Annotated in this window: 15 protein-coding genes and 1 pseudogene; 5 read left to right on the plus strand and 11 right to left on the minus strand. The window is 69.5% G+C overall.

Annotation, left to right across the window (positions count from 1 at the left end):
• Positions 1–98: 98 nt before the first annotated feature.
• A pseudogene (locus ABH915_RS16430) lies at positions 99–1,349 on the plus strand (phosphotransferase); the annotation flags it as partial.
• 557 nt (positions 1,350–1,906) lie between these two features.
• Here ABH915_RS16430 and ABH915_RS16435 read toward each other — a convergent pair.
• From ABH915_RS16435 to ABH915_RS16445, 3 genes are read right to left on the minus strand one after another with little or no spacing between them, the layout of a single operon-like run.
• Positions 1,907–5,572, minus strand: coding sequence for an ATP-dependent helicase (locus tag ABH915_RS16435; RefSeq protein ID WP_370123261.1), 3,666 nt, complete (start codon positions 5,570–5,572; stop codon positions 1,907–1,909).
• Positions 5,569–8,922, minus strand: coding sequence for an ATP-dependent helicase (locus ABH915_RS16440; protein WP_370125027.1), 3,354 nt, complete (start codon positions 8,920–8,922; stop codon positions 5,569–5,571). The genes ABH915_RS16435 and ABH915_RS16440 overlap by 4 nt, the downstream gene beginning before the upstream one ends.
• Before the next feature lie 26 nt (positions 8,923–8,948).
• Positions 8,949–9,365 (minus strand): MGMT family protein, encoded by a 417-nt coding sequence (locus ABH915_RS16445; protein ID WP_370123264.1) that lies wholly within the window; start codon positions 9,363–9,365, stop codon positions 8,949–8,951.
• A 97-nt stretch (positions 9,366–9,462) separates the two neighbouring features.
• Here ABH915_RS16445 and ABH915_RS16450 point away from each other — a divergent pair, with 97 nt between their 5' ends.
• From ABH915_RS16450 to ABH915_RS16465, 4 genes are all read left to right on the plus strand, one after another.
• Positions 9,463–10,173, plus strand: a complete 711-nt coding sequence (locus ABH915_RS16450) for a 3'-5' exonuclease (protein WP_018773857.1) — start codon at positions 9,463–9,465, stop codon at positions 10,171–10,173.
• Between the two features lie 411 nt (positions 10,174–10,584).
• On the plus strand, positions 10,585–11,520 hold the full coding sequence (locus ABH915_RS16455) for an ABC transporter substrate-binding protein (RefSeq protein WP_370125028.1): 936 nt from the start codon (positions 10,585–10,587) through the stop codon (positions 11,518–11,520).
• Positions 11,521–11,523: 3 nt separating this feature from the next.
• On the plus strand, positions 11,524–12,288 hold the full coding sequence (locus tag ABH915_RS16460) for an amino acid ABC transporter permease (protein WP_370123268.1): 765 nt from the start codon (positions 11,524–11,526) through the stop codon (positions 12,286–12,288).
• Positions 12,285–13,022, plus strand: a complete 738-nt coding sequence (locus tag ABH915_RS16465) for an amino acid ABC transporter ATP-binding protein (RefSeq protein ID WP_026538379.1) — start codon at positions 12,285–12,287, stop codon at positions 13,020–13,022. The genes ABH915_RS16460 and ABH915_RS16465 overlap by 4 nt, the downstream gene beginning before the upstream one ends.
• 86 nt (positions 13,023–13,108) lie before the next feature.
• Here ABH915_RS16465 and hemL read toward each other — a convergent pair whose 3' ends face one another.
• The 8 genes from hemL to ABH915_RS16505 form a co-directional block, all read right to left on the minus strand.
• Positions 13,109–14,440 carry a glutamate-1-semialdehyde 2,1-aminomutase gene (hemL, locus tag ABH915_RS16470; protein ID WP_370123272.1) on the minus strand — a complete coding sequence of 444 codons (1,332 nt, stop codon included), beginning with the start codon at positions 14,438–14,440 and terminating at the stop codon, positions 13,109–13,111.
• Between the two features lie 29 nt (positions 14,441–14,469).
• Entirely contained in the window at positions 14,470–15,570 is a 1,101-nt protein-coding gene (locus ABH915_RS16475; RefSeq protein ID WP_370123275.1) for an LLM class flavin-dependent oxidoreductase, read from the minus strand.
• Positions 15,567–16,550, minus strand: a complete 984-nt coding sequence (gene hemB, locus ABH915_RS16480; RefSeq protein WP_026538376.1) for a porphobilinogen synthase — start codon at positions 16,548–16,550, stop codon at positions 15,567–15,569. Before hemB ends, ABH915_RS16475 begins: the two co-directional genes overlap by 4 nt.
• A complete protein-coding gene (locus ABH915_RS16485; RefSeq protein WP_370123279.1) occupies positions 16,547–17,515 on the minus strand; it encodes a uroporphyrinogen-III synthase in 969 nt (322 codons plus the stop codon). Before ABH915_RS16485 ends, hemB begins: the two co-directional genes overlap by 4 nt.
• A gap of 19 nt (positions 17,516–17,534) precedes the next feature.
• Complete coding sequence (gene hemC, locus ABH915_RS16490) at positions 17,535–18,533, minus strand: hydroxymethylbilane synthase (protein WP_370123281.1); 999 nt, start codon at positions 18,531–18,533, stop codon at positions 17,535–17,537.
• Entirely contained in the window at positions 18,530–19,825 is a 1,296-nt protein-coding gene (locus ABH915_RS16495) for a ferrochelatase (protein ID WP_370123284.1), read from the minus strand. Before ABH915_RS16495 ends, hemC begins: the two co-directional genes overlap by 4 nt.
• Positions 19,822–20,568, minus strand: coding sequence for a hydrogen peroxide-dependent heme synthase (hemQ, locus tag ABH915_RS16500; protein ID WP_370123287.1), 747 nt, complete (start codon positions 20,566–20,568; stop codon positions 19,822–19,824). Before hemQ ends, ABH915_RS16495 begins: the two co-directional genes overlap by 4 nt.
• 143 nt (positions 20,569–20,711) lie before the next feature.
• Positions 20,712–21,557 (minus strand): hypothetical protein, encoded by an 846-nt coding sequence (locus ABH915_RS16505; RefSeq protein WP_370123290.1) that lies wholly within the window; start codon positions 21,555–21,557, stop codon positions 20,712–20,714.
• Positions 21,558–21,841 lie beyond the last annotated feature (284 nt).

Consider the following 21,841-nt stretch of genomic DNA (forward strand, 5'->3'; position numbering starts at 1 on the left):
CCCGGATTCAGCGCCGATTTAGCGCCGATTTGTCCCCGATCTCAAGACTCGCCGGAGTGCCTCGCCGTCTTGGGCGCCGCTCAATCTACCGTGGAAGGGTGAGAAGGAAACCAATCGAACTGGCAGCCGTAGCAACGGCGGCGGTACCCGGCCTGACCCCGACCGCCGTCAGCTCTGCGCCCGACGATCCGGCGGACTTCGACGCAGCCCTCCTGCTGGACTCCGAAGGCAAACGTTGGCGCGTCCGCTCCCCCCGGCATGCCGAAGCCAGCGCCCGGCTGGAAACCGAATTCCTGGTGCTGCGGGCCTTCGCTCCCGGCATCCGGGCCGAGCTGCCGTTCCTCATGCCCACGGTGGCGGGAACGGTCCGGCAAGGCCAGCTCAGCACGTTCGTCTATTCGCACCTGGCCGGCGCCACCCGCTCCTTGGACGAGCTCAGCAGCGGCTCCCCCGCACTGGCCCGCGAAATCGGGGCGGCGCTGGCCGCGATCCATGACCTCCCGCGGTCGATCGTGAGCAACGCCGACCTGCCCAGCTACACGCCCAACGAATTCCGCCAGCGGCGTCTGAATGAACTGGACCAGGCGGCCACGACCGGAAAGATCCCGTCCCTGCTGCTGCGGCGCTGGGAACACGCCATGGAGGACGTCTCGCTCTGGCGCTTCAATCCCTGCGTCGTTCACGGCGACCTGCATGAGGACAATCTGCTGGTCGAAGGCGAGCGTGTGACCGCAGTGACGGGCTGGACCGACCTGCGCATCGGCGACCCGGCGGACGACATGGCTTGGCTCGTCGCCTCGAACGAACAGGACTTTGTGAACGCGGTCCTGGATCACTACACCTCCAGCCGGCGCGACGTTCCCGACGCGCACCTGTTGCGGCGGGCCGCGCTGTCCGCGGAATTCGCCCTGGCGCAGTACCTGGTCAAGGGCATGGCCGCCGGCAACGAAGACATGATCGACGAGGCAGAATCCATGCTCGCCACACTCGCCGAGGACGTGGCGGAACACGGCGGCCAGCCGATCAGTGTGGAACCGCTGCCGGCCGCGGCACCCGTACCCGGCACAGAACAAGCCAACGCCGAGGCCGGCGTTCATGTCGGCACGGCGACGGCGACGGTCCCGTCCGCGCCCGTCCCTCCGGCCAACGGAACTGCGTCCGCCGTCAGCAAGGTCACGCTGCTGCCCATGGAGCCGGTACCCGGTACCGCTCCGGCCGGCGATGCCACTACCGGCATCAGTGCGCGGCCCGCGGTGCATGTCACGCCTATCCCCCGGGAATCGGAGACTGACGAACCGACGTCTGTCCCGCAGCCTGCCGCGGACACAGTGCAGCACACGGGCACAGCCAAGGACACAGCCGCCGACGCAGGCGCCCAGGTAAGCGCCGGGCCGGGTGCCGATAAGGCCGCAGGCGCGTCCGCCGACATCACCGCCGTCCCCGGCGCCGCCAAGTCCTTCGAGCCCTCCAAGTCCCCCGAGTCCTCCAAGTCCTCCAAGTCTGATGGCGCGCTAGACGACGCCCAGCAGGCGGGGGCTCCGGACCCGGACGCCGGGGAGGTCAGAGAGGCCGGTGACAGCGACGCCGGGGCGGCGGTTTCCGGCGGCGACACGTCGACGCAATCGATCGCCGTCGTACAGCCGGACTCCGCTGTACAGCCGGACTCCGCCGTGCACCCGGACTCCGCCGTGCACCCGGACTCCGCTGTACAGCCGGACTCCGCCGTGCACCCGGACTCCGCTGTGCAGCCGGACTCCGCTGCGGAGCCCGGGTCCGCTGACAACACGTCGACCGCCGCCATCACGGTGGTCGACTCCGCCTCCCGCTAGCCCCGGCTGCCGGCCGGTTTAGGTGCACTACCCCGGCCGGCTCGTTCGGCGGGTGTTCTCGGGCCGGCTGACATCCGCTAGGTGCCGCTCGCCGCTGCCTTCCTTCCCAGCGCCGCCGCCACGATTTCCTCAAGCTTTTCCGCCGATCCGAGGTCGTGCGGGCGGACCACCTGGTTGTCGGCCACGTAGTAGAAGGCGGCCCGGACATCATCCAACGGGACCCCTTTAAGGCGGGCCCAGGCCAGGCGATAGACGGCGAGCTGGACTGCTTTCACCTTAAGCTGGGCAGCCGAGGGGCGGCGGCCGGTCTTCCAGTCCACAAGGTCCCAGCGGCCGTCGGCATCGCGGAACACGGCATCGATCCTGCCCCGGACCACGACGTCGCCGATCCGCGTCTCGACCGGGACCTCAACGTGGGCGGGGGCGCGGTGGGCCCACTCGGACTGGCGGAAAGTTTCCACCATGGAATCCAGGCCGTAGGCCTCGTCGATGTGGTCGTCAGCGCCGGCGGCCTCACCCAGGTCCAGCATCCCTGCGGCGCCGAAGTATTCCTCCACCCAGGCGTGGAAGGCCGTGCCCTTGCGGGCCGACATCCCCGGTTCGCGCGGGACCGGCCTGCGCAGGCGGGCCACGACGGAGCCTGCGTCATCTTCCAGGTCCACGAGAGTCGACGCCGAGATATGCCCGGGAAGATGCACGTCCTGGAGCACCGAACGCCGCGAGCGGCGTTCCAGCAACGTGGCCGCCTCCTGCGCCCACCCCGCTGCAGGACCGCGCAGGACGGGACGTTTTCCGACCTCTGCGCCGTCCGCCGCGCCGGGGTGCGTCGGGGCCGCAGCCGGGTCACCATCACGGTCCCGCTGCGGGCCGCTGCCCAGGCCGAGGCCAGGCTGGGCGTCCGGGCCGGCGTCCATTGCCTGCAGGACGCGGGCCGCGGCGGATTCCATGGCCGCCCGTCGGCCCGGGACCAGCCGCAGCCGTTTCCCCGTCCGGGGGTCATGCGGGCCCTCCAGGGGATCGTAGGGCCAGGCGGCGACTTCGAGTTCAGAGGTCAGGGGGCTTTCGGCCGGCAGCGCGTCCTCGCTGACGGACAGCGGGTGGATTTCGGCCGCGCCGTCCGCGGTGAGGCCCTCGAGCCCGGCAAGGAAAGGAGACATCTCCGCCAACCCGGCCCGGGACCCCACCCACGCGGCACTGGACATCCAGAGCACATGTTTGGCACGGGTGTATGCCACGTAGGCCAGGCGCCGTTCCTCGGCCTCGCCGTGCGCCTGGACGGCAGACTTGAACTCCTTCTCGGCGTCCAGCCAGCCTTTCTGGTCCGGCTGGTCCAGGTCCCATTGGGGCAAATCGGTGCGATCGCCGCGCAACGGCCACGGCAATGCCGCACTGCCGCTGCTCCACCGCGAGTCCCGGCTGCTGGGGAACGCCCCGGAATTGAGCCCGGGAACGAACACCACATCCCATTCCAGCCCCTTGGAGGCATGCACGGTCAACAGCTGGACGGCTTCGTGGTTCACTTCCGGCGCTGCGGCATCCAGGCCGTTTTCCTCGGCCGCCGCGGCTTCCAGCCATGCGAGGAACGCCAGGACGTCGACCCGCTGGGAGGTGTGCAGGAATCCGGCCGCTGCGTCCTGGAAGGCGTCCAGGTTGCGGCGGGCCTGATGGATGCTGATCCCGGGACGCGCCGCAACTTCGATGTCCAGGAGCATCGCCCGTTCCACCTCGCCCAGCAAAGTGGTGAGGTCGTCGCCCATGTAGCTGCGCAACTGCCGGAGCTCGTCCGAGAGCCGCTGCAGACGGTCCCGGGCCTCCGGGCTCAGTCTGCGCCCGTGCGCCGAGGTCCAGCCGTCGCGGGGCAGCCAGTCCAGAGCCTCGACCAAGCTGGCCGAATCGGTGATGTCGCCTTCAATCACTGCGTCGTCGCCGTCGTTCTGGCCAGTATCCTCGGCGGCACGCCCGGCGTCGTCGGCGTCCAGGCCGCCGGGGCGGCCCCGACGGCGGGCCAGGAAACTGGACCAGTCCCGCAGGGCCATCAGGTCCGCCGGGCCGATCCGCCACCGCGCGCCGGCCAGCAGGCGCATGAGGGAGTCTGAGCGGCCCGGATCGGCCAGGACCCGGAGCGTAGCGACAAGGTCGATGATTTCCGGTGTGTCCAACAGCCCGCCGAGCCCAACGATCTCATAGGGAATGCCCCGGACTTCGAACTCGCGGCGAATGCATTCCATCTGCGCCCGTCGCCGGCACAGGACGGCCATGGCCGGCGGAACCGGGTCCGCGGAGTGCGCGGCGTCGAAGTCCGTCACACGAAATTTCAGCACGTCGCTGGCGATCGCCGCGGCCTCGGCTTCGTCCGTGGCGAACCGTCCCATCACCACCCTGCCGTCCACCGCGGCGGGGCTGGGCTGCAGGGGCGGGACCTCGACGGCGTCGGCGCTTTCCCGGGCCCCGGCGGCCCCGAGGTTCGCCGCCGCCTTGCTCAGCGGCGCCGAAATGAGGTTGGCCGTGGCCAGGATGTTGCGTCCGTTGCGCCATGCCGTAGTCAAGTAGGAAGTGGGCGCAACGGCAAAGCGCCGGGTCTGCCCACTGCTCTGGTCGCCGCTGCCCTGGTCCCCCTCGCTGCCGCGGCCGGTGTCGTGACCGTCCCCGCCGACGCCGACGAGGACCGGGAATTCGCGGACGAAATGGAAGAGTTGCCCGGCGGACGCTCCCCGAAATCCGTAGATGGACTGGTTCGGGTCCCCCACCGCGGTGACCGCATGGCCGTCGCCGAAGAGCCGGGAGAACAGCACCAACTGGGCGTGCGAGGTGTCCTGGAACTCATCGAGCAGCACCACCTTGTAGCGCTGGCGCTCCGTTTGGGCAGCGACCGGAATCTCGTTGGCCACCCGCGCCGCCAGGGCCACCAGGTCACCGAAGTCCAGGGCGCCGCGGGCGCGCTTCGCCTCCGAATAGCGGCCCACCATGTCCGCGACGCTGGCCCGCGTGCGCAGCATCGCGCTGAGCTCGCCCGCAGCCTGGGTGGGGTTCTTCTTGGCTTCTGCGACGTACGGGAGCGACTCGAACTCGGCGACACGTTCCAACAGCCAGCCACGGACGTGGGCCGGGTCCTGCAGATGCTCCGAGCACTCTCCCGCCAGTTGGATCACGGCCTTGACGAGCGTCGACTTGGCGGACCGGAAGTGTTCGTAGTCCCCGTCAAAGGCTTCCACGACCTCGCTGGCGAGCTGGAACGACTGGGCGCCGCCGAGCAGCACGACGTCGCGTTCGACACCGAGGCGGAGACCATAGTCGGACACAATGCCGCTGGCATACGAGTGGTAGGTGGAGACCTTGGGTTCGAGCGCATCCGCGCTCAGCAGCCCGGCAGGGAAGAGCGTGTTCCCGGTGTCGGCCGCCGCGATGCGCGCCAGCGCGGCCAGCTTGGCCCGGATCCGCGAGGCGAGTTCACCCGCTGCCTTACGGGTGAAGGTGACGCCGAGGACTTCCTCCGGCCGGACCCAGCCGTTGGCAACAAGCCACACCACCCGGTCCGCCATGGTGGCGGTCTTCCCCGACCCCGCCCCGGCGATCACTAGCCGCGGTGTGAGGGGCGAGGAAATGATCAGGGACTGTTCAGCCGTGGGGCTGTTCCCCTCCCCCAGCAGTGCCGACAGCTCTTCCGGGCTGAACCGCGGGGCGGGAAGGGGAGCCGGTGCCGGATGCGGATCGGTCGGGCCGGGTGGCGGCGCCTCGGGGCTCATTCAGTAACCTGCTTTCCCCGCACGCACAGCGGGCACACTTCAGGGAGCCGGCAGCCGTGGCCGCCGTGGCCTCCCTTGGACGGATCGTGGCGGGCCTGGAAAACGCTGCCGGACATCACGCGGGCGGCGTCGCCGACCATCTCCAGTGCCCAGTTGTCCTGCGGATCCAGCGGTGCCTGGGCCTGGATGCCGGGGCTCTTGGTGGTGGTCCCCAGCTGGGCCAGGACGGCCCCGCCCGGCAGCGGCGGCGGACCGTCGTCGGGACCCGCGAAGCCGCCGGCCAGCACAGCGGCCTGATAGGCGCCGAGCTGCGGGTGCCGGTCCAGATCCGCTTTGCCGGGCTGGCGTTTGCCGGTCTTGAGGTCGATGATCACCAGCCGGCCCTCGGCGTCGATCTCGAGCCGGTCGACCTGGCCCCGGAGCACGGCGGGCCGCGCCGGACCGGTGCTCCCGCCGTCGCCGGACTCGGATCCGGCCTGCGAGGCAGTGGCCTCCGCCGGAACGTCCGGCAGCTTCACCTCAAAATCCTGTTCGACGCCGACCAGGCTCCGGCCCTCGCTGCGCATCACGAGAACATACTGGGCAAGCTTGCGGACCATGGACTCGGCTCGCTGGAAGTCCAGTTTGCCTTCCCAGTTGTCCTTCATCCCCAGTGTGGGCCAGCGCCGGACGAGTTCGGCAACGTATTCGCTTCCCGAGGCGTCCGGCATGTCCTGCGCGATGGCGTGGACCAGCGTTCCCAGGCTGCGGGCAAAATCGGTTGCGGCTTCTCCGCCGGCGGCCTGGACAAACCAGTCCAGCGGCGATTTCTGCACGGTTTCGACCTTCGACGGCGACACGAACACGGTACCGCCCGGCGGGACCACCGGCTCCGCCGAGGACAACTCCGCCAACCCCCACCAGCTCGCGGGGTGCGCGCCCGGAACCGGCGGCTGGGCCGTGGCCAAGCCTCCCAGCACGGCCGCGGCTTCCGCCGATTCGGCCGCCCTCGGGTCGAGCTGGGCGTGCTGGCGCAGTTCCGCGACCAGCGCCCGGAGGGTCAGGGGGCGCTCGACCGGGGTAAAGCCCCGGCGGTCCTGCCCCGGCCGCAACGGCGCCACGTAGTCCAGGAACGAGGACGGCTGCTCATCCTCCGAGGACACCGCCGTGCAGATCAGCACCTCCCGGGCGCGGGACACTGCCGTGGAAAAGCTCCGGAGCTCGTCATAACGGATTTCGCGCAGCCGGCTCTGGGGATCCAGCCGCAGCGCATACTCCACGCCGTGCTCGACGGCGTCGGCGAACAACGTGCTGCCGAGCAGCTCGCCGCGCAACCGGGTGTTGGGCCACACGCCTTCCTGAAGTCCGGGCACAATCACCACCGGCCACTCCCGGCCCGCCGCGCTGGCAGGGGTCATGAGCTCCACCGCATCTTCCAGCTGCGCCCGCGCCGCAAGGGTATCCATGGGAAGTTCCTGGCTGAGCAGGTATTCAAGGAACTGCTCCGGGCCGGACCCCGGCAGCTGGTCCACAAAGCGTTCCGCGGTATGGAACAGCGCCATCATGGCGTCAAGGTCACGGTCGGCCCGGGCACCGGCAGAACCTCCCGCGAGGGCTGCGTCGGTCCAGCGGGAGGCCAGGCCGGTGGAATGCCAGAGCGCCCAGAGCACCGTTTCGGCGTTGCCTCCGGGGGCCCCGGCGGCGTCCCGCCCCGCGGCGATCATCCGGGCGATCCGGCGGGCCGAGTGCCCCTCGATGCCCAGCGTCGCCAACGCTCCCGGCTCCAGCAGGGCCTCGACCAGGAGGGCGTCGCTGGTGCGTCCGCCGCCGCCGAGGAGTTCCTCCCGGCGCAGCGACTGCCGCAGCCTCCGCAGTTCAATAGACGTGGCGCCGCCTATCCGGGACGTCAGCAGGGACACGGCTGACTCGGGTGTGAGCGCGGCAGGGTCCAGGGCCACCGCATAGGCGTCGAGCAGCGGACGGACCGCGACCTCGTCCCGGACGGCGGATTCGGCGACGGGAATCCGGACCGGAATCCCCTGCCCGGCCAGGTACCGCTGCAACTGGCTGAGCTGGCCGCCGTTGCGCACGATCACGGCAATGTCCCCGAGTTCCCGGGCGTCGTTCAGCTGGGCTTCGAGGATCCGCTGGGCCACATACCGCAGCTCATGGACCGGGGACGGCAGCAGGTGGGCCTCGACCGTCCCCGCGCGGCCGTCTGCTGTTCCCTCCGGCGTCGGGACTGGTTGCCCGTCCGGCGCCGGCACTGGTTCGGGCTGTTCGAGCCGGCGGGCGGACTGGCCGCCAGACCTGCGGGAGATGCGCCCGGCCACCGACAGCCAAGCCTCTGCCACCGCCGGTACCTGCCGATGCGCCGTCCACAGCGGACGTTCCAGGATCGCTCCGTCAGGGGCCAGGAGGCCGGGAAGCTCCGCTACGAGATCGGGGCGTGCCCCGCGGAAGCCCTGAACCACGGTGTCCGGCGAGGCAGTGATGATGGCGTCCTTGCCGGCGGCGATGTCTGCGAGCAATTCGAAGACCGCCGGGTTCGCCTCCTGGATGTCGTCCACGAGAATCAGCTGGAGGCGGTCGCGTTCGGCGGCGAGGAAATCGGGCGAGTCCTGGAAGATCTGGCGCGCGGCAGTGATGATGCCGGCGGGGTCGAAGGCCTCGGGCATGCGCAGGTCCAGGACATCGCGGTACTCGGAGTACAGAGCGGCCGCCGGAATCCAGTCCGGCCGGTTGCACTGCCGCGCCAAGGCTACAAGGTCCTCGGCCGTCCGCCCGGATTCGATAATCCGGTCAAAGAGCTGGCGCACTTCCTGCCGGAAACCGCGGGTCCGCAGGGCGGCGTCCAGGTCCTCGGGCCAGGGCAGTTCGAGGCCGGGCAGCGCATGGCCCTCCAGCAGTTCCTTGATGATCAGGTCCTGTTCCGGACCGGAGAGCAGCTTCGGCTGGCGCGGAAGCGGCAGGAGGCCTTCGGCCTTGGCACGGCGAATCAGATCGAAGGCGTATGACGCCCAGGTCCGCGCCGGCGTCGTGCTCAGGCTCCGGTCCAGGCGGGCCGTGAACCGGTCGCGGAGCGTATCCGCGGCGAGTCGCCCAGGAGCCAGGATGAGCATCCGCTCCGGCTCCAGGCCGTCGCGCAGGGTGCGGCGGACGGCGGCCTCGACCAGGACCGTCGACTTGCCGGTGCCGGGTGCGCCGGGCACCAGCACGGGGCCGGAGCCGGGCGGGACCTCGACGGCGGCGAGCTGGTCCGGCGACAGCACCGGGACCGCACTGTGGTGGGTCCGGGGCGGCAACAGGCGCAACCCTGCTCCCGTTGCGTGGCCCGCCCCGGGAAGGGGACGGGACCCGGACCGCTGCAGGCTTGGTTCGAGGTGGCTGGGGGTACTCACACAGTCATTTCATCATCGGGTACCGACAATTTATGCGACTCCCGCTCGAGCCGCTCCGCGATGGCATCGATCCGGTCGAAGTCGGCCTCGGTGGGCGCCCAGCGGCCGGAGGCCAGGTCAACACGCCAGCGTCCCTCGCCGGTCCGGCGGAAGTCGTCGTAGCGGCCCAGCAGCGGCGTCCCCTCCTGCAGATAAAGGCCCAATGCCTCGTGCTCCAGGCCGGGCGGGGCGTCCCCGCTGGACTTCAGGACGCGCCACCAGGGCACGCCGCTGCCATAGTGGCTCATGACCGAACCGACCTGGCGCGGGCCGCCGGCGCCGAGGAGTTCCGCAACGTCGCCGTAGGCCACCGCCGTGCCGGCCGGGATCAACGCCACGAGCTCCAGCACCGCCTCCACATACTCCGTCCGCATCGGTCCAGCCTAGCCGTTCCGGACTCCGGGACCGTGTCCGGGCGGCACGCGGGCACGGCGGTCAGGAACTGTCAGTGGCAGCAGTTACGGTTGAAGCATGAGCACTTGGAACACCCTCCCCCGCGCAGCCTTCGACCTCGAAACCACCGGGCGGAATTCCCGTGCGGCGCGGATTGTCACAGCATCCATCACCGTGGTGGACTCCGACGGCGGGATCGTCCAGGAACACGAGTGGCTCGCCGACCCCGGCGTTGAGATTCCCACCGAGGCCAGCGACATCCACGGCGTCACCACCGAGAAGGCCCGCAGCGAAGGCCGCCCCGCCGCGGAAGTGACGCGGGAGGTCGCCGCCGTGCTCCAGGAGCTCTTCGACACGGGTGTGCCGGTCATCGCCTTCAACGCCAGCTACGACTTCACCGTGCTCGCCGCCGAATCGGCCCGCTACGGCGTCCCGCAGTTGAGCCGCTTCCCCGTGCTGGATCCGTACGTCATGAACAAGCAGGTGGACCGGTACCGCAAGGGCAAGCGCACCCTCACCGCCTTGTGCGAGGAGTACGGCGTCAATCTGGACAACGCGCACACCTCCGCGGCCGATGCCCTGGCAACCCTTCGGATGCTCGATGCCATGGCCGGAAAATTCCCCAAGCTCAGGATGCCGGCGAGCAACCTGCACCAGCTCCAGGTCGAATGGGCCTCTGCCCAGGCCGCGGACTTCCAAAGCTACCTGCGCAAGACGAAGCCGGCCGCCGTGATCGAAGGCGACTGGCCCGTCCTGCCTCCCGAGGATGCCAGCCGGGGCGACTTCTAGGATTTCGGAACGCCGGGATTCCGGACGCCCGGGCGCCGGCGCGGGAACACTTCTTAAAACGAAACGTTCGCCGGCGGAACGGCTTAACTAGTCCCCCGCTGCGCGCAAATCCAGTGAATGCGACGGAGGTCACACCGCCCGGGGCGTCCACCGGCCGCCCGCTCCGGCGCCAATGATTCCGCGCCACCCCGCCAGCACTGTCAGGATCACCGCCGATCACGCATGACCCTGAAGATAGTTCGCAGGACGCACACACCAGCTCTGATTTATTCGGATTGAATGGGCGCGCCCACGTCGGATGACACAATTATCTTTCGCGGCGCGTCTGCTCCACCCGGCGCCCAAGCCAGCGGCCGGGGGCCCGATGAGCCTCCCGCGACCCACTGAATTTCAGACGAAAGTGATTGCGTGATGAAAAGCAAAGCCTTGAAGTGGCTGACCACCGTTCCCGTGGCCATCGCCGTGGCGGTTTCCCTTGCAGCCTGCGGCGGCGGTTCGGCCCAGTCAACGGCGTCACCGACGGATGCCCTGCAGGGCAGCGACCAGAAGTCCTTGGACAAATACACCACCAAGGACGTCACTCCCCTGGACCAGATCGACAAGTCCAAGCTCGGCCTGATCACCGAGGGAACCCTGACTGTGGGGACCCTTTCGGACGCGCCGCCGAACATCTACATCGACCAGTCCGGCAAATTCACCGGCTACGACAATGAGCTCCTGCGCGCCATCGCGGACAAGCTGGGCCTCAAGGTGGAGTTCAAGGCCACCGGCTTCGCGTCGCTGCTCGCCCAGGTCCAGAACAAGCAGTTCGACCTCGGTTCCTCCTCGATCTCCACCACTGACGCCCGACGCAAGACCGTTGGCTTCACCAACGGTTACGACTTTGGCTACATGGCCGTGGTCGCCAAGAAGGACTCCAACATCAAGGGGTTCAAGGACCTGACCAAGGACACCCGCATCGCCGTGGTCCAGGGCACGGTGCAGGATGACTACGTCACCAACACCCTCCAGATCGAGCCGGTCCGCTTTGAGGACTACAACACCGCCTACGCCAACGTGAAGAACGGCCAGGTCGACGCCTGGGTCGCTCCGTCCCAGCAGGCCACCGGCCAGGTCAAGGAAGGCGACGGCACTGTCATCGCCGAGTCGGTCGTGAACACCCAGAACTTCACCGCGTACGCCGTGAACAAGGAAAACCAGCCGCTCATTGACGCGCTGAACTCCGGCCTTGACGCCGTAATCGCCGATGGCACCTGGTCCAAGCTGACCAAGGAATGGTACCCGGACCGCGAGACCCCGGCCACGTGGTCCCCGGGTTCCAAGGCCGTCACTGTTCCGAAGTCCTAGTCCATGGATGCACTCGATCAACTCATAGGCAGCTTCTTCGACTGGGAGGCGATAGCAGCCGTCCTGCCGCAAATGCTTACGGTCGGCCTGCGCAACACCCTGATCCTGGCGATCGCCTCGGGTGTGCTCGGGTGCATCCTGGGCATGGTCCTGGCCATCATGGGCACGTCCCGCAGCACGCCGCTCCGGTGGCTGTCGCGGATCTATACGGATGTGTTCCGCGGGGTCCCCGCGATTGTGGTCATCCTGCTGATCGGCATCGGGCTCGGGCCCGTGGTCCGGGAACTGACCGGATCCACGAACCCGTTCCCGCTCGCCATCTTCGCCCTGACGCTCATGGCGTCGGCCTACATCGGCGAGATCTTCCGCTCAGGCATCCAGAGCGTGGAAAAGGGCCAGCTGGAAGCCTCCCGTGCCCTGGGATTCAGCTATAACTCATCCATGCGCCTCGTGGTGATTCCGCAGGGCATCCGGCGCGTGCTGCCGGCCCTGGTCAACCAGTTCATCACGCTGATCAAGGACTCCTCCCTGATCTATCTGCTCGGCCTGCTCGCCAGCCAGCGCGAGATCTTCCGGATCGGTAACGACGCCGCCGCCAACACGGGCAACCTGTCGCCCCTGATGGCCGCGGCGTTCATGTACCTCATCCTGACCGTTCCGCTCACCCACTTGGTCAACTACATCGACAACCGTCTGCGCACCGGCCGTCCGGAGAAACAGCAGCCGGACGACGCCGCGGCCCTGATCGGGAAGGGAGCTCAGCCTTGAGCGAATTCGCCTCCGGCTCGCTGACCGGCAAGAACCTCCACTTGTCCTTCGGCTCAAACCATGTCCTCCGCGGCATCGACCTGGACGTCCCGACGGGCACCACGGCCTCGGTGATCGGTCCCTCCGGCTCAGGGAAGTCCACGCTCCTGCGGGTCATGAACCGCCTGATCGAACCGGACCAGGGCGACATCCTGCTCGATGGCCGCTCGGTCCTGAAGGACAACCCCGACGAGCTGCGCCAGCGGATCGGTATGGTGTTCCAGCAGTTCAACCTGTTCCCGCACAAGACCGTGGTGGACAACGTCTCGCTGGCGCTGCGGAAGCTGCGCAAACTGCCGGCCGAGCAGGCCCGGGCCGAGGCGCTCGAGCAGCTCGACCTGGTGGGGCTCAAGCACAAGGCCGACGCACGTCCTGCCAACCTCTCCGGCGGCCAGCAGCAGCGCGTCGCCATTGCCCGCGCCCTGGCCATGAAGCCGGAGGTGATGTTCTTCGATGAGGCCACCTCCGCCCTCGACCCCGAGCTCGTCAAGGGTGTGCTGGCGCTGATGGCCGACCTCGCCAAGGGCGGCATGACCATGGTAGTGGTGACCCACGAGATGGGCTTCTCCCGCAATGTCTCGGACACCGTGACGTTCATGGACGCCGGCGTCGTCGTCGAGTCCGGTCCGCCGGAACAAATCTTTACCAGCCCGCGGACCGAGCGGCTGCAGGGGTTCCTCGCGGACGTTCTGTAGTTCGCCAGCGCCAAGGCAACTTAAATGACTGATGGCACCCGCAACAGCGGGTGCCATCAGTCATTAACTCGCAAAAGAACTGCAGGCTACGGCTTGGCGCCAGCCGCCGCCTTCGCCGCGGCCGGGAGGGCGTCGAAGATCCGGTTCATCGCGGCATCGTCGTGCGCGGCGGAGAGGAACCAGGCCTCGAAGACCGACGGCGGCAGGTAGACGCCGGAGTCCAGCATGGAGTGGAAGAACGGGGCGTAGCGGAACACTTCCTGGCCCTGGGCGTCCTCGTAGTTGTGGACACCCCGGGCGCCCGTACCGAAGGCCACCGAGAACAGGTTGCCTGCGCGCTGGATGGAGTGGTCCACGCCGGCTGCATCGAGCGCGGAGGACAGCGCCGCAGAGAGTTCCAGCGAGCGGGCATCCACGAACGAATAGACCTCGGGGGTGGCATGCGTGAGGGTCGCGACCCCGGCGGCCATGGCCACCGGGTTACCGCTCAGCGTCCCGGCCTGGTAGACGGGGCCCAGGGGCGCCAGGTAGTCCATGACCTCCGCGCGCCCGGCGAGGGCCGCCGTCGGCATGCCGCCGCCAATCACCTTCCCGAACGTCAGCAGGTCCGGGGTCCACGGCTCGGCGGCGTCGGCGGCGCCTCCGGTGAGGCCCCAGTAGCCGGAGTAGCCGGTCCGGAAGCCGGTCAGGACCTCGTCGAGGATCAGCAGGGCGCCGTGCTCGCGGGTGATCCGGGAGAGGCCGGCGTTGAAGCCGTCGCCGGGGGTGACAACGCCCATGTTGGCGGGAGCGGCTTCGGTGATGACGGCGGCAATGCTGTCACCGTGCTTGGCGAAGGCGGCCTCGACGGCGCTGAGGTCGTTGTAGGGCAGCACGAGGGTCTCGGCGGCGGTGGCGGCGGTGACACCGGCCGAGCCGGGCAGCGCGAGGGTCGCCAGGCCGGAGCCTGCGGCGGCAAGGAGGCCGTCGAGGTGGCCGTGGTAGCAGCCGGCGAACTTGATGATGAGGTTGCGGCCGGTGAAGCCGCGGGCCAGCCGGACGGCCGTCATGGTCGCCTCGGTGCCGGTGGAGACCATCCGGACGCGCTCGGCGGCCGGGACGCGCTCCTTGACGATGGCGGCGAGGTTTGCCTCGTCCGGTGTGGAAGCTCCGAAGGAGAGCCCGCGGTCGACGGCGGCGTGCACGGCTGCCAGGACCTCCGGGTGGGCGTGCCCCAGCAGCGCCGGGCCCCAGGAACAGACGAGGTCGACGTAGTCGGCACCGTCGGCGTCGGTCAGGTAGGCGCCCTTGGCGGACACCATGAACCGCGGCGTCCCGCCCACGGAGCCGAAGGCGCGCACGGGTGAGTTCACGCCGCCCGGCATCAGCTGGCGGGCTCGGTCAAAGAGTTCCTCGTTGCGAGGCATGCTGGAAGTCATGGTTCCTATTCTTTCAGTTCGCGGCGAGGTCAGTTCGCGGCCAGGAGCGCGGCCACGCGGGGCGCCACTTCGGTGCCGAACAGTTCAATGGAGCGCATCATGGCCGGGTGCGGCAGGGTGCCGTTGCTGTACTTGAGATCAAAGCGGTCCACGCCCAGGTTCTTTTTGAGCAGGGCGATCTTCGCGGCCACGGTTTCCGGCGACCCGACATAGAGGGCACCCTCGGGCGTGCACATCGCGTCGAACTCGCCCCGGCTGGCCGGGCCCCAGCCGCGTTCGGCCCCGATCCTGTTGCGCTGATCGAGCCAGTGCGGGAAGAACTCCTCGCGGGCTTCCTCATCCGTGGCGGCAACGTGGCCGGGCGAATGCGTGGCCATTTGCTGCATCGGGTGCCCGTACTTGGCCATGGCTTCCCGGTAGAGGTTGGCCAGGGGCGCGAAGGACCGCGGCTGGCCGCCGATGATCGCGAAGATGATCGGGTAGCCGTACTCGGCGCAGCGCAGCACCGACTCGGGGGTCCCGCCGACGCCGATCCAGGTCGGCAGAAGGTGGTGTTCCAGCGGTGGATAGACGCTCAGGCCGCTGATGGCCGGCCGGGTGCGTCCCTCCCAGTGGACCGGTTTCTGCGCCCGGACCTTGTCGAAGAGCTCGAGCTTTTCCTCGAAAAGGACCTCGTAGTCCGCCAGGTCCAGGCCGAACAGCGGGAATGACTCGATGAAGGACCCCCGGCCCAGCATGACCTCCGCCCGGCCGCCGGAGATGGCGTCCACGGTGGCGAAGCGCTGGAACACCCGGATCGGGTCATCGGAGCTGAGCACTGTCACGGCCGAGCCGAGCCGGATGTTCTTCGTGCGGGCGGCCGCCGCGGCCAGGAAGACCTCCGGGGCGGAGACCGCGAAGTCGCGGCGGTGGTGCTCCCCCACCGCGAAGGCGTGCAGGCCGATCTGGTCCGCGAGTTCAGCCTGTTCCAGGAGCTGGCGCAGCACCTGGGCGTGCGGGACGGGATGGCCGTCCGGGAAGACCCCGACGTCGCCGAAGGTGTTCAGGCCCAGGAGGATGCGGTGCGGTCCCACCGGCGCCGTGGGTGTGGAATTGAGCGGGGCGATCGGGGTTTCGGGGGCCGTGTTCATCGGGTTTCCTTCAGCCAGCCGGCGAGCTCGCTCGCCCAGTAGGTCAGCACCATGTTGGCGCCGGCGCGTTTGATGCCCAAGACGGACTCGGTGATGGCGGCCCGGCGGTCGATCCAGCCGTTCGCGGCGGCGGCCTCGATCATCGAGTACTCGCCGGAAATCTGGTAGGCGGCCACGGGGACCGGGCTCATGGCGGCGACGTCGGCGAGGATGTCCAGGTAGCTCATGGCCGGCTTCACCATGACCATGTCGGCGCCTTCGGCCAGGTCCAGGTCGACCTCGAGGATGGCCTCCCGGCGGTTGGCGGCGTCCATCTGGTAGGTGCGGCGGTCGCCGGTCAACTGCGAGTCGACGGCCTCGCGGAACGGGCCGTAGAACGCGGAGGCGTATTTCGCGGCGTAGGCCACGATCGCGGTGTTGGCGTGCCCGGCGTCCTCCAGGGCCTGCCGGATCACGGCGACCTGGCCGTCCATCATGCCGGAGGGGCCCAGGACGTGGGCGCCGGCGTCGGCCTGGGCAACCGCCATCTGGCCGTAGATTTCCAGGGTGGCATCGTTGTCGACGTAGCCGTTGGCGTCCAGGACGCCGCAGTGGCCGTGGTCGGTGAATTCGTCGAGGCACACGTCGCTCATGACCACGAGTTCGTCGCCGACCTCGGCGCGGACGTCCCGGATGGCCTTGTTCAGCACGCCGTCGGGGTCCAGCGACGCCGTCCCGCGCGCGTCCCGGACGGCGGGGACGCCGAACAGCATGATGCCGCCGACGCCCAGCTGCACCGCCTCGGCCGCGGCACGCCTGAGCGAATCGGTGGTGTGCTGCTGCACGCCGGGCATCGAGGCGATCGGGTTGGGCTCGGTCAGGCCTTCGCGGATGAAGGCCGGCAGGATGAGCTCCGAGGCTGAGAGCCGGTGTTCGGCCGTCAGCCGGCGCATGGCCGGGGTGGTGCGGAGCCGGCGGGGGCGGTGGGTCGGGAAGCTCATATGGTGTCCTTTGCTGAGGGCTCTGCGACTGACGGATGCGGTGGGGGCTGCTGGTGGTCAAGGGACCGGACGACGGCGGCAACCAGCCCGGACGCCGTCGGCTCTTCGGCGACGGCGTCGACAGTGAGTCCGAGGGAAGCCGCCTCGGCCGCCGTCGAGCGTCCGATGGCGACGAAACGGCAGTTGCCCAGCGGGGCGAGGTCCGCGTGGATGCGGCGTGCGGCGCTGGGCGAGGCGGCGACGACTGCGTGCAGCCGGCCGGCACCGATTTCGGCTTTGGCCTCGGCCGCGGTGAGCACGGCGGGCTGCGGCGCGTCCTGCCCGGCTGGACCGGTCCCCTGCGTCAAGGCCGCCTGCGGTGGGGCCGGCGGGGAGGCGGGCAGGGCCCGGCGCGGATCGGCCGGATAGTCGACGGTGTTGTACGCGGTGACGGCCTGGACGGCGGCACCGCGGGCCTCGAGGCCCTTGCGCAGCCGGGGGTCCGCAATGTCCGCCTGGGGCAGGAGCACGCTGCCCTGGTTCGCCGGCCAGATGTCGAGCAGGCCCGTGCCGGATTGCTGGCCCGTGGGTGCGAGGTCGACGCTGATACCGCGGGATTCCAGCACACGGCGGGTCGCCGGGCCGATCGTGGCCACGAGGATGCTGCCGGGCAACCAGCTGCTGAGGGAGGCACCGCGTTCGGCGGCTTTCGCTTCAAGTGCCTGGACGGTGGTTACGCTGCTGACCACGAGCCACGTGTAGGCCCCGGCACCGAGGGCGTCGAAGGCGACGTCGAGGGAGTGCTGGTCGCTGGCCTGCTCGAAGTCGATCAGCGGCAGCAGCAACGGCTCGGCGCCGACACGGCGGAGGGCCGTGACGAGCTCCCCCGCGCGGTCCGGGCTGCGGGCAACCAGCACGCGGGCGCCCTCCGGCACGCTCATGCCGGCTGGCCCGCCCGTGTGGTTGCGGTCGCTGTGCCGTCCCATGAAGAGTGGAATCCGCGGTTCAGGAAGCGGCCAGGTCCGCGATGTCCGCGGCGCCACGGGCGAGCAGGACTTCCGCCAGCTCGATCCCGAGCAGCGTCGCCCCGACCTCGGTGAGGCCGTCGGTGGCCTTCTTGTCGCGGACGGTTGCCGTGCCGTCGACCGCGCAGACCACCGCTTCGAGGTGGAGCATGCTCCCCTTGCGGTAGGCGTAGGCGCCCACGGGGGCGGCGCATCCGGCCTCCAGGCGTGCCAGCAAAGCGCGTTCGGCCGTGACGGCGAGCCGGGTGTCCGGATCATCGAGGGCCGCGAGGGCCTGCGCCAGGACGCCCTGGGAGCCTTCCGTGGACCCGGCCCTGCGAGGCGCGTCGGCGGTGCGGCATTCGATCGCCAGGGCACCCTGCCCGGCGGCAGGCAGCATGATGTCCGTCTCGAGGTACTCGCTGACCGCGTCGAGCCGGCCGATCCGGTGCAGTCCGGCGGCGGCGAGGACGACGGCGTCGAGGTCGTTCGACTTGCCGTCAACGACAGCGTCGTTCGTGTTGCCCGACAGGCCGGGGACGCGCCCCAGCCGGGTGTCCACGTTGCCGCGGATGTCGCGGATGTCCAGGTCCGGACGCACGGCTCGGAGCTGGGCCGCGCGGCGCGGCGAGCCGGTGCCGACGCTCGCGCCGCTGGGCAGGTCGGCAAGTTTGAGCCCGTCACGGGCGCACAGCACGTCCCGGACGTCGACGCGTTTGGGTGTGGCCGCCAGGCTCAGGCCGAGGGCCGGACCGGTCGGGAGGTCCTTGAGCGAATGCACGGCGATATCGCAGGTGTCCTGCAGCAGGGCGTCGCGGAGCGCGGCGACGAAGACGCCGGTGCCGCCCATCTGAGACAGCGAGCCCTTGAGGACATCGCCGTCGGTCCGGATGTGGACGAGCTCGACGGGGAACCCGCCGACGGCGGCCAGCTGGTCCGCGGTCTGTTGGGTCTGGGTCAGGGCGAGCTTGCTGGCGCGGGTGCCGATCCGGACGCTCATGCGGTCCCCCGGCCTGCCGCCGTATCAGCCGTGCCCGCCGCCGTGCGCGAAGCCACCGCTGCGGCCGGGTAGGGATCGTGTCCGGTCCCGACGGTGGTGTCGGCTCCGGCGATGGTGGGCTTTTCGCCGCGGAAGTTCGCGCAGCAGCCGGGACGGCAGACGTCGTACCAGGGGCCGAGCTTGGTCAGGTGCGGCCGCTCGGCGATGTTGTTCGCGACGGTCCGCTCGCAGATGAGGTCCACGAGCCCGGCGACAAACTTGCGGTGCGTTCCGGGCGTGGGGACGCGGGTTGCGGCCAGCTCCAGCCGGGCGCAGGTCTCAAGCGCCTCGGTGTCCAGGTCCCAGACGACTTCCATGTGGTCGCTGACAAAGCCCAGCGGCACAATCACGATGCCCTTGACGCCCTGGCCGGCGAGCTCCTCGATGGCGTCGTTGATGTCCGGTTCGAGCCACGGCACATGCGGGGCGCCGGAGCGGGACTGGTAGACGAGGGACCAGGGCGCGGTCAGGCCCGTCGTGTCTTCCACCCGGCGGATGATCTCGGTGCCGGAGGCCAGATGCTGTGCGGCGTACGCGGAGTCTTCCTCGAAGGCGCGCGGCTCACCCTCGGACCGGCCTGCGGCCTCTGCGTCGCGGGTCGGGATGGAGTGCGTCGCGAACAGGATGTGCACGGGGGCATCCGGGGTGCCGGCCGCGGCCAGCTGGGCACGGACGTCGGCGAGGCCGGCGGCGGTTCCCTCGATGAAGGGCTCCACGAAGCCGGGGTGGTCGAAGTACTGGCGCACCTTGTCGACCTCGAGCTTGCCGTCGAGCCCGGTTTCGGTCAGCGCCATGCCGATGTCCTCGCGGTACTGGCGGCAGCTGGAGTAGCAGGAGTAGGCACTCGTGGTGAGCATGAGCACCTTGCGGTGGCCGGCGTCGTAGATCTCCTGCAGGGTCTGCGGGATGTACGGGTCCCAGTTGCGGTTGCCCCAGAACACCGGCATCGCGATGCCGCGGGCGGCAAGTTCGGCCTCGAGGCCGGCCTTGAGCTGACGGTTCTGTGCGTTGATGGGGCTGATGCCGCCGTTGGCGCGGTAGTGGTGCGAGACCTCTTCGAGCCGTTCGTCGGGGATGCCGCGGCCGCGGGTGACGTTGCGGAGGAACGGGATGACGTCCTCCTGGCCTTCGGGGCCGCCGAACGAGGCGAGGAGCACGGCGTCGTACTCCTTGGGGGCCATCCGGCCGGCCTCGGTGACGGCGTTCACGGCCGTTACTGAGGCGGCGGATTCCTGGGGATCCAGCGGGCTCATGCCAGGACCTCGGCAATCTCGGCGGCGGTGACGCGGCGGCCGGTGTAGAACGGGATTTCCTCGCGGACGTGGTGCCGGGCTTCGGTGGCCCGGAGGTGGCGCATCAGGTCCACGAGATCCACGAGCTCGGGGGCTTCCAGTCCGAGGATCCATTCCCAATCGCCCAAGGCGAAGGAGGACACGGTGTTGGAGATGACCTGGGGGAAGTCGCGGCCCAGCAGGCCGTGGTCGCGGAGCATGGCGCCGCGCTCGGCGTCCGGGAGGAGGTACCACTCGTAGGAGCGGACGAAGGGGTAGACGCAGAGCCATTCCGCCGGTTCCACGCCGCGGGAGAACGCCGGGGTGTGGTTCTTGGCGAATTCGGCCTCGCGGTGCACACCCATGGCGGACCAGACGATCTCGGTGCCGGCGAACAGCTTGCTGCGCCGGATGTCCCGCACTGCCCGCTGCAGCGCTTCCGGCCGGGGACCATGCAGCCAGACCATGATGTCCGCGTCGGCCCGCATCGCCGAGACGTCGTAGCTGCCGCGGTGGACAACCCCGGCGTCGGCGAGGCTTTTCATCAGGGCGTCGAAGTCCTCAGCGGCATCGGCGCCGCGCAGGATGTCCGCTGACCGCTTGAATACGGTCCAAAGGGTGAAGAACTGCTCAGTTGAATCTTCGGGCGCCGATGCCCCGGCGACGGATTCCCCGGGGGCTGACATTCCGGTTTTAGTGACAGATTCGGCAGAAGTGTGGCTCATGCATACCAGTCTGCCTCCTCTCCCCAGCTAAGTCGAAAAAAAGCACTTCTACAACGCGTAGAAGTGCTTTATTTCACATGCCGGGAGCGGGAGACGGGCGCGGCTGGCGGGTCCGCGAGAGCGGGCACGGGATGCTGGTCCTGTCAGCTCCGGCGCATCCGAAGGACCGCGACGCCGGCGCCAAGCGAGAGCGCTACCAGGGAGATGCCCCAGCCGACCAACGGGGACGGACCGGCCGGTTCCAACGTCGAGGTTGCCTCGAGGGAGGTGTTGCCGGAGTGGCCCTTGGCCGGGGCCTGGGTCTGTGTCTGGGTCCAGCCGGTTGTGTTTGAACCGCTTGGGGACGGATGCGGCGTGGCCGACTGCTTGCCGGTAACGCTGCCCGCGGCCGGTACCGCGGTGCCGGACTGGGGCTCAGCCGCCGGGTCGGCGCCCGCGCTGCCCGGTGCCGGCTGGCCGGGGGTCTGTCCGGTGGGGGCGGTCCCGGCGGGATCTCCCGGAGCCGGGGCCGCGGGCGGCGCGCCGGGGTCCTGCGGTCCGGCGGGCGGTGCAACTTTCGCGGACGGCGTGCCCGACGGCGGCGGGGTACTGGTGTGCGGGGCCGTGGGTTCGGGATCGCTGGGCTCGGGATCGCTGGGCTCGGGATCGCTGGACTCGGGGTCGCTGGGTTCCGGGTCGCTGGGTTCCGGGTCGCTGGGTTCCGGGTCGCTGGGTTCCGGGCTGCTGCCGGGCGACGGGGTGGCCTCGCCCGGGTCGGCGGACGGCGAGGGGCTCGGCGTCTTTGAGGAGCCGAGCAGGCTGTCCAGCACGTCATCGAGGCCGAGGGTCAGCGAACCCTGCGCGGACGGTGCGGTGGACGCCGCCGCGGACAACCCTGTGGCCGCCTGCGAGGCAGGAGCCCCGGCGGTGGCAGCCAGTACGGCCCCAAGCGCGACCGCCGCCGCGCCGCTTCGAAGGCCCCGATGGCTCCCGGTCTTCGTTGTTGACACCTTGGACCTGAAAGTAAACATGGTCATCGAGCCTAGCCGGAATCGATCGGCAGGAAAAACTTGCAAAAACCGCGAATTTCCGGCACGAAACCACCGGGACCGGAGGGGTTCAGGGTGCCTTTGGAGCCGCTGTGATTCCTGTGACTGAAGGTGCTTTTGGGACTCGGGGGGAACCGCGTTGTGGGCAGCTAAATTCGATGAAGCCACACTGAGCGCAGCAGCGGTCAGTGCAACCACTTGAACTCAGCGTCCCTCATGGCAATCCGCGGTCAGGGCAACCACTT

It is taken from the genome of Arthrobacter sp. MW3 TE3886 (assembly GCF_041262145.1).
GTDB lineage: Bacteria > Actinomycetota > Actinomycetes > Actinomycetales > Micrococcaceae > Arthrobacter.

Coding starts and splice junctions, on each gene's coding strand:
- ABH915_RS16435 (WP_370123261.1), bottom strand. CDS start 5,572: ATGAGCCCCGAGGCGCCGCCACCCGGCCCGACCGATCCGCATCCGGCA.
- ABH915_RS16445 (WP_370123264.1), bottom strand. CDS start 9,365: ATGCGGACGGAGTATGTGGAGGCGGTGCTGGAGCTCGTGGCGTTGATC.
- ABH915_RS16450 (WP_018773857.1), top strand. CDS start 9,463: ATGAGCACTTGGAACACCCTCCCCCGCGCAGCCTTCGACCTCGAAACC.
- ABH915_RS16455 (WP_370125028.1), top strand. CDS start 10,585: ATGAAAAGCAAAGCCTTGAAGTGGCTGACCACCGTTCCCGTGGCCATC.
- ABH915_RS16460 (WP_370123268.1), top strand. CDS start 11,524: ATGGATGCACTCGATCAACTCATAGGCAGCTTCTTCGACTGGGAGGCG.
- hemL (WP_370123272.1), bottom strand. CDS start 14,440: ATGACTTCCAGCATGCCTCGCAACGAGGAACTCTTTGACCGAGCCCGC.
- ABH915_RS16475 (WP_370123275.1), bottom strand. CDS start 15,570: ATGAACACGGCCCCCGAAACCCCGATCGCCCCGCTCAATTCCACACCC.
- hemB (WP_026538376.1), bottom strand. CDS start 16,550: ATGAGCTTCCCGACCCACCGCCCCCGCCGGCTCCGCACCACCCCGGCC.
- ABH915_RS16485 (WP_370123279.1), bottom strand. CDS start 17,515: ATGGGACGGCACAGCGACCGCAACCACACGGGCGGGCCAGCCGGCATG.
- hemC (WP_370123281.1), bottom strand. CDS start 18,533: ATGAGCGTCCGGATCGGCACCCGCGCCAGCAAGCTCGCCCTGACCCAG.
- ABH915_RS16495 (WP_370123284.1), bottom strand. CDS start 19,825: ATGAGCCCGCTGGATCCCCAGGAATCCGCCGCCTCAGTAACGGCCGTG.
- hemQ (WP_370123287.1), bottom strand. CDS start 20,568: ATGAGCCACACTTCTGCCGAATCTGTCACTAAAACCGGAATGTCAGCC.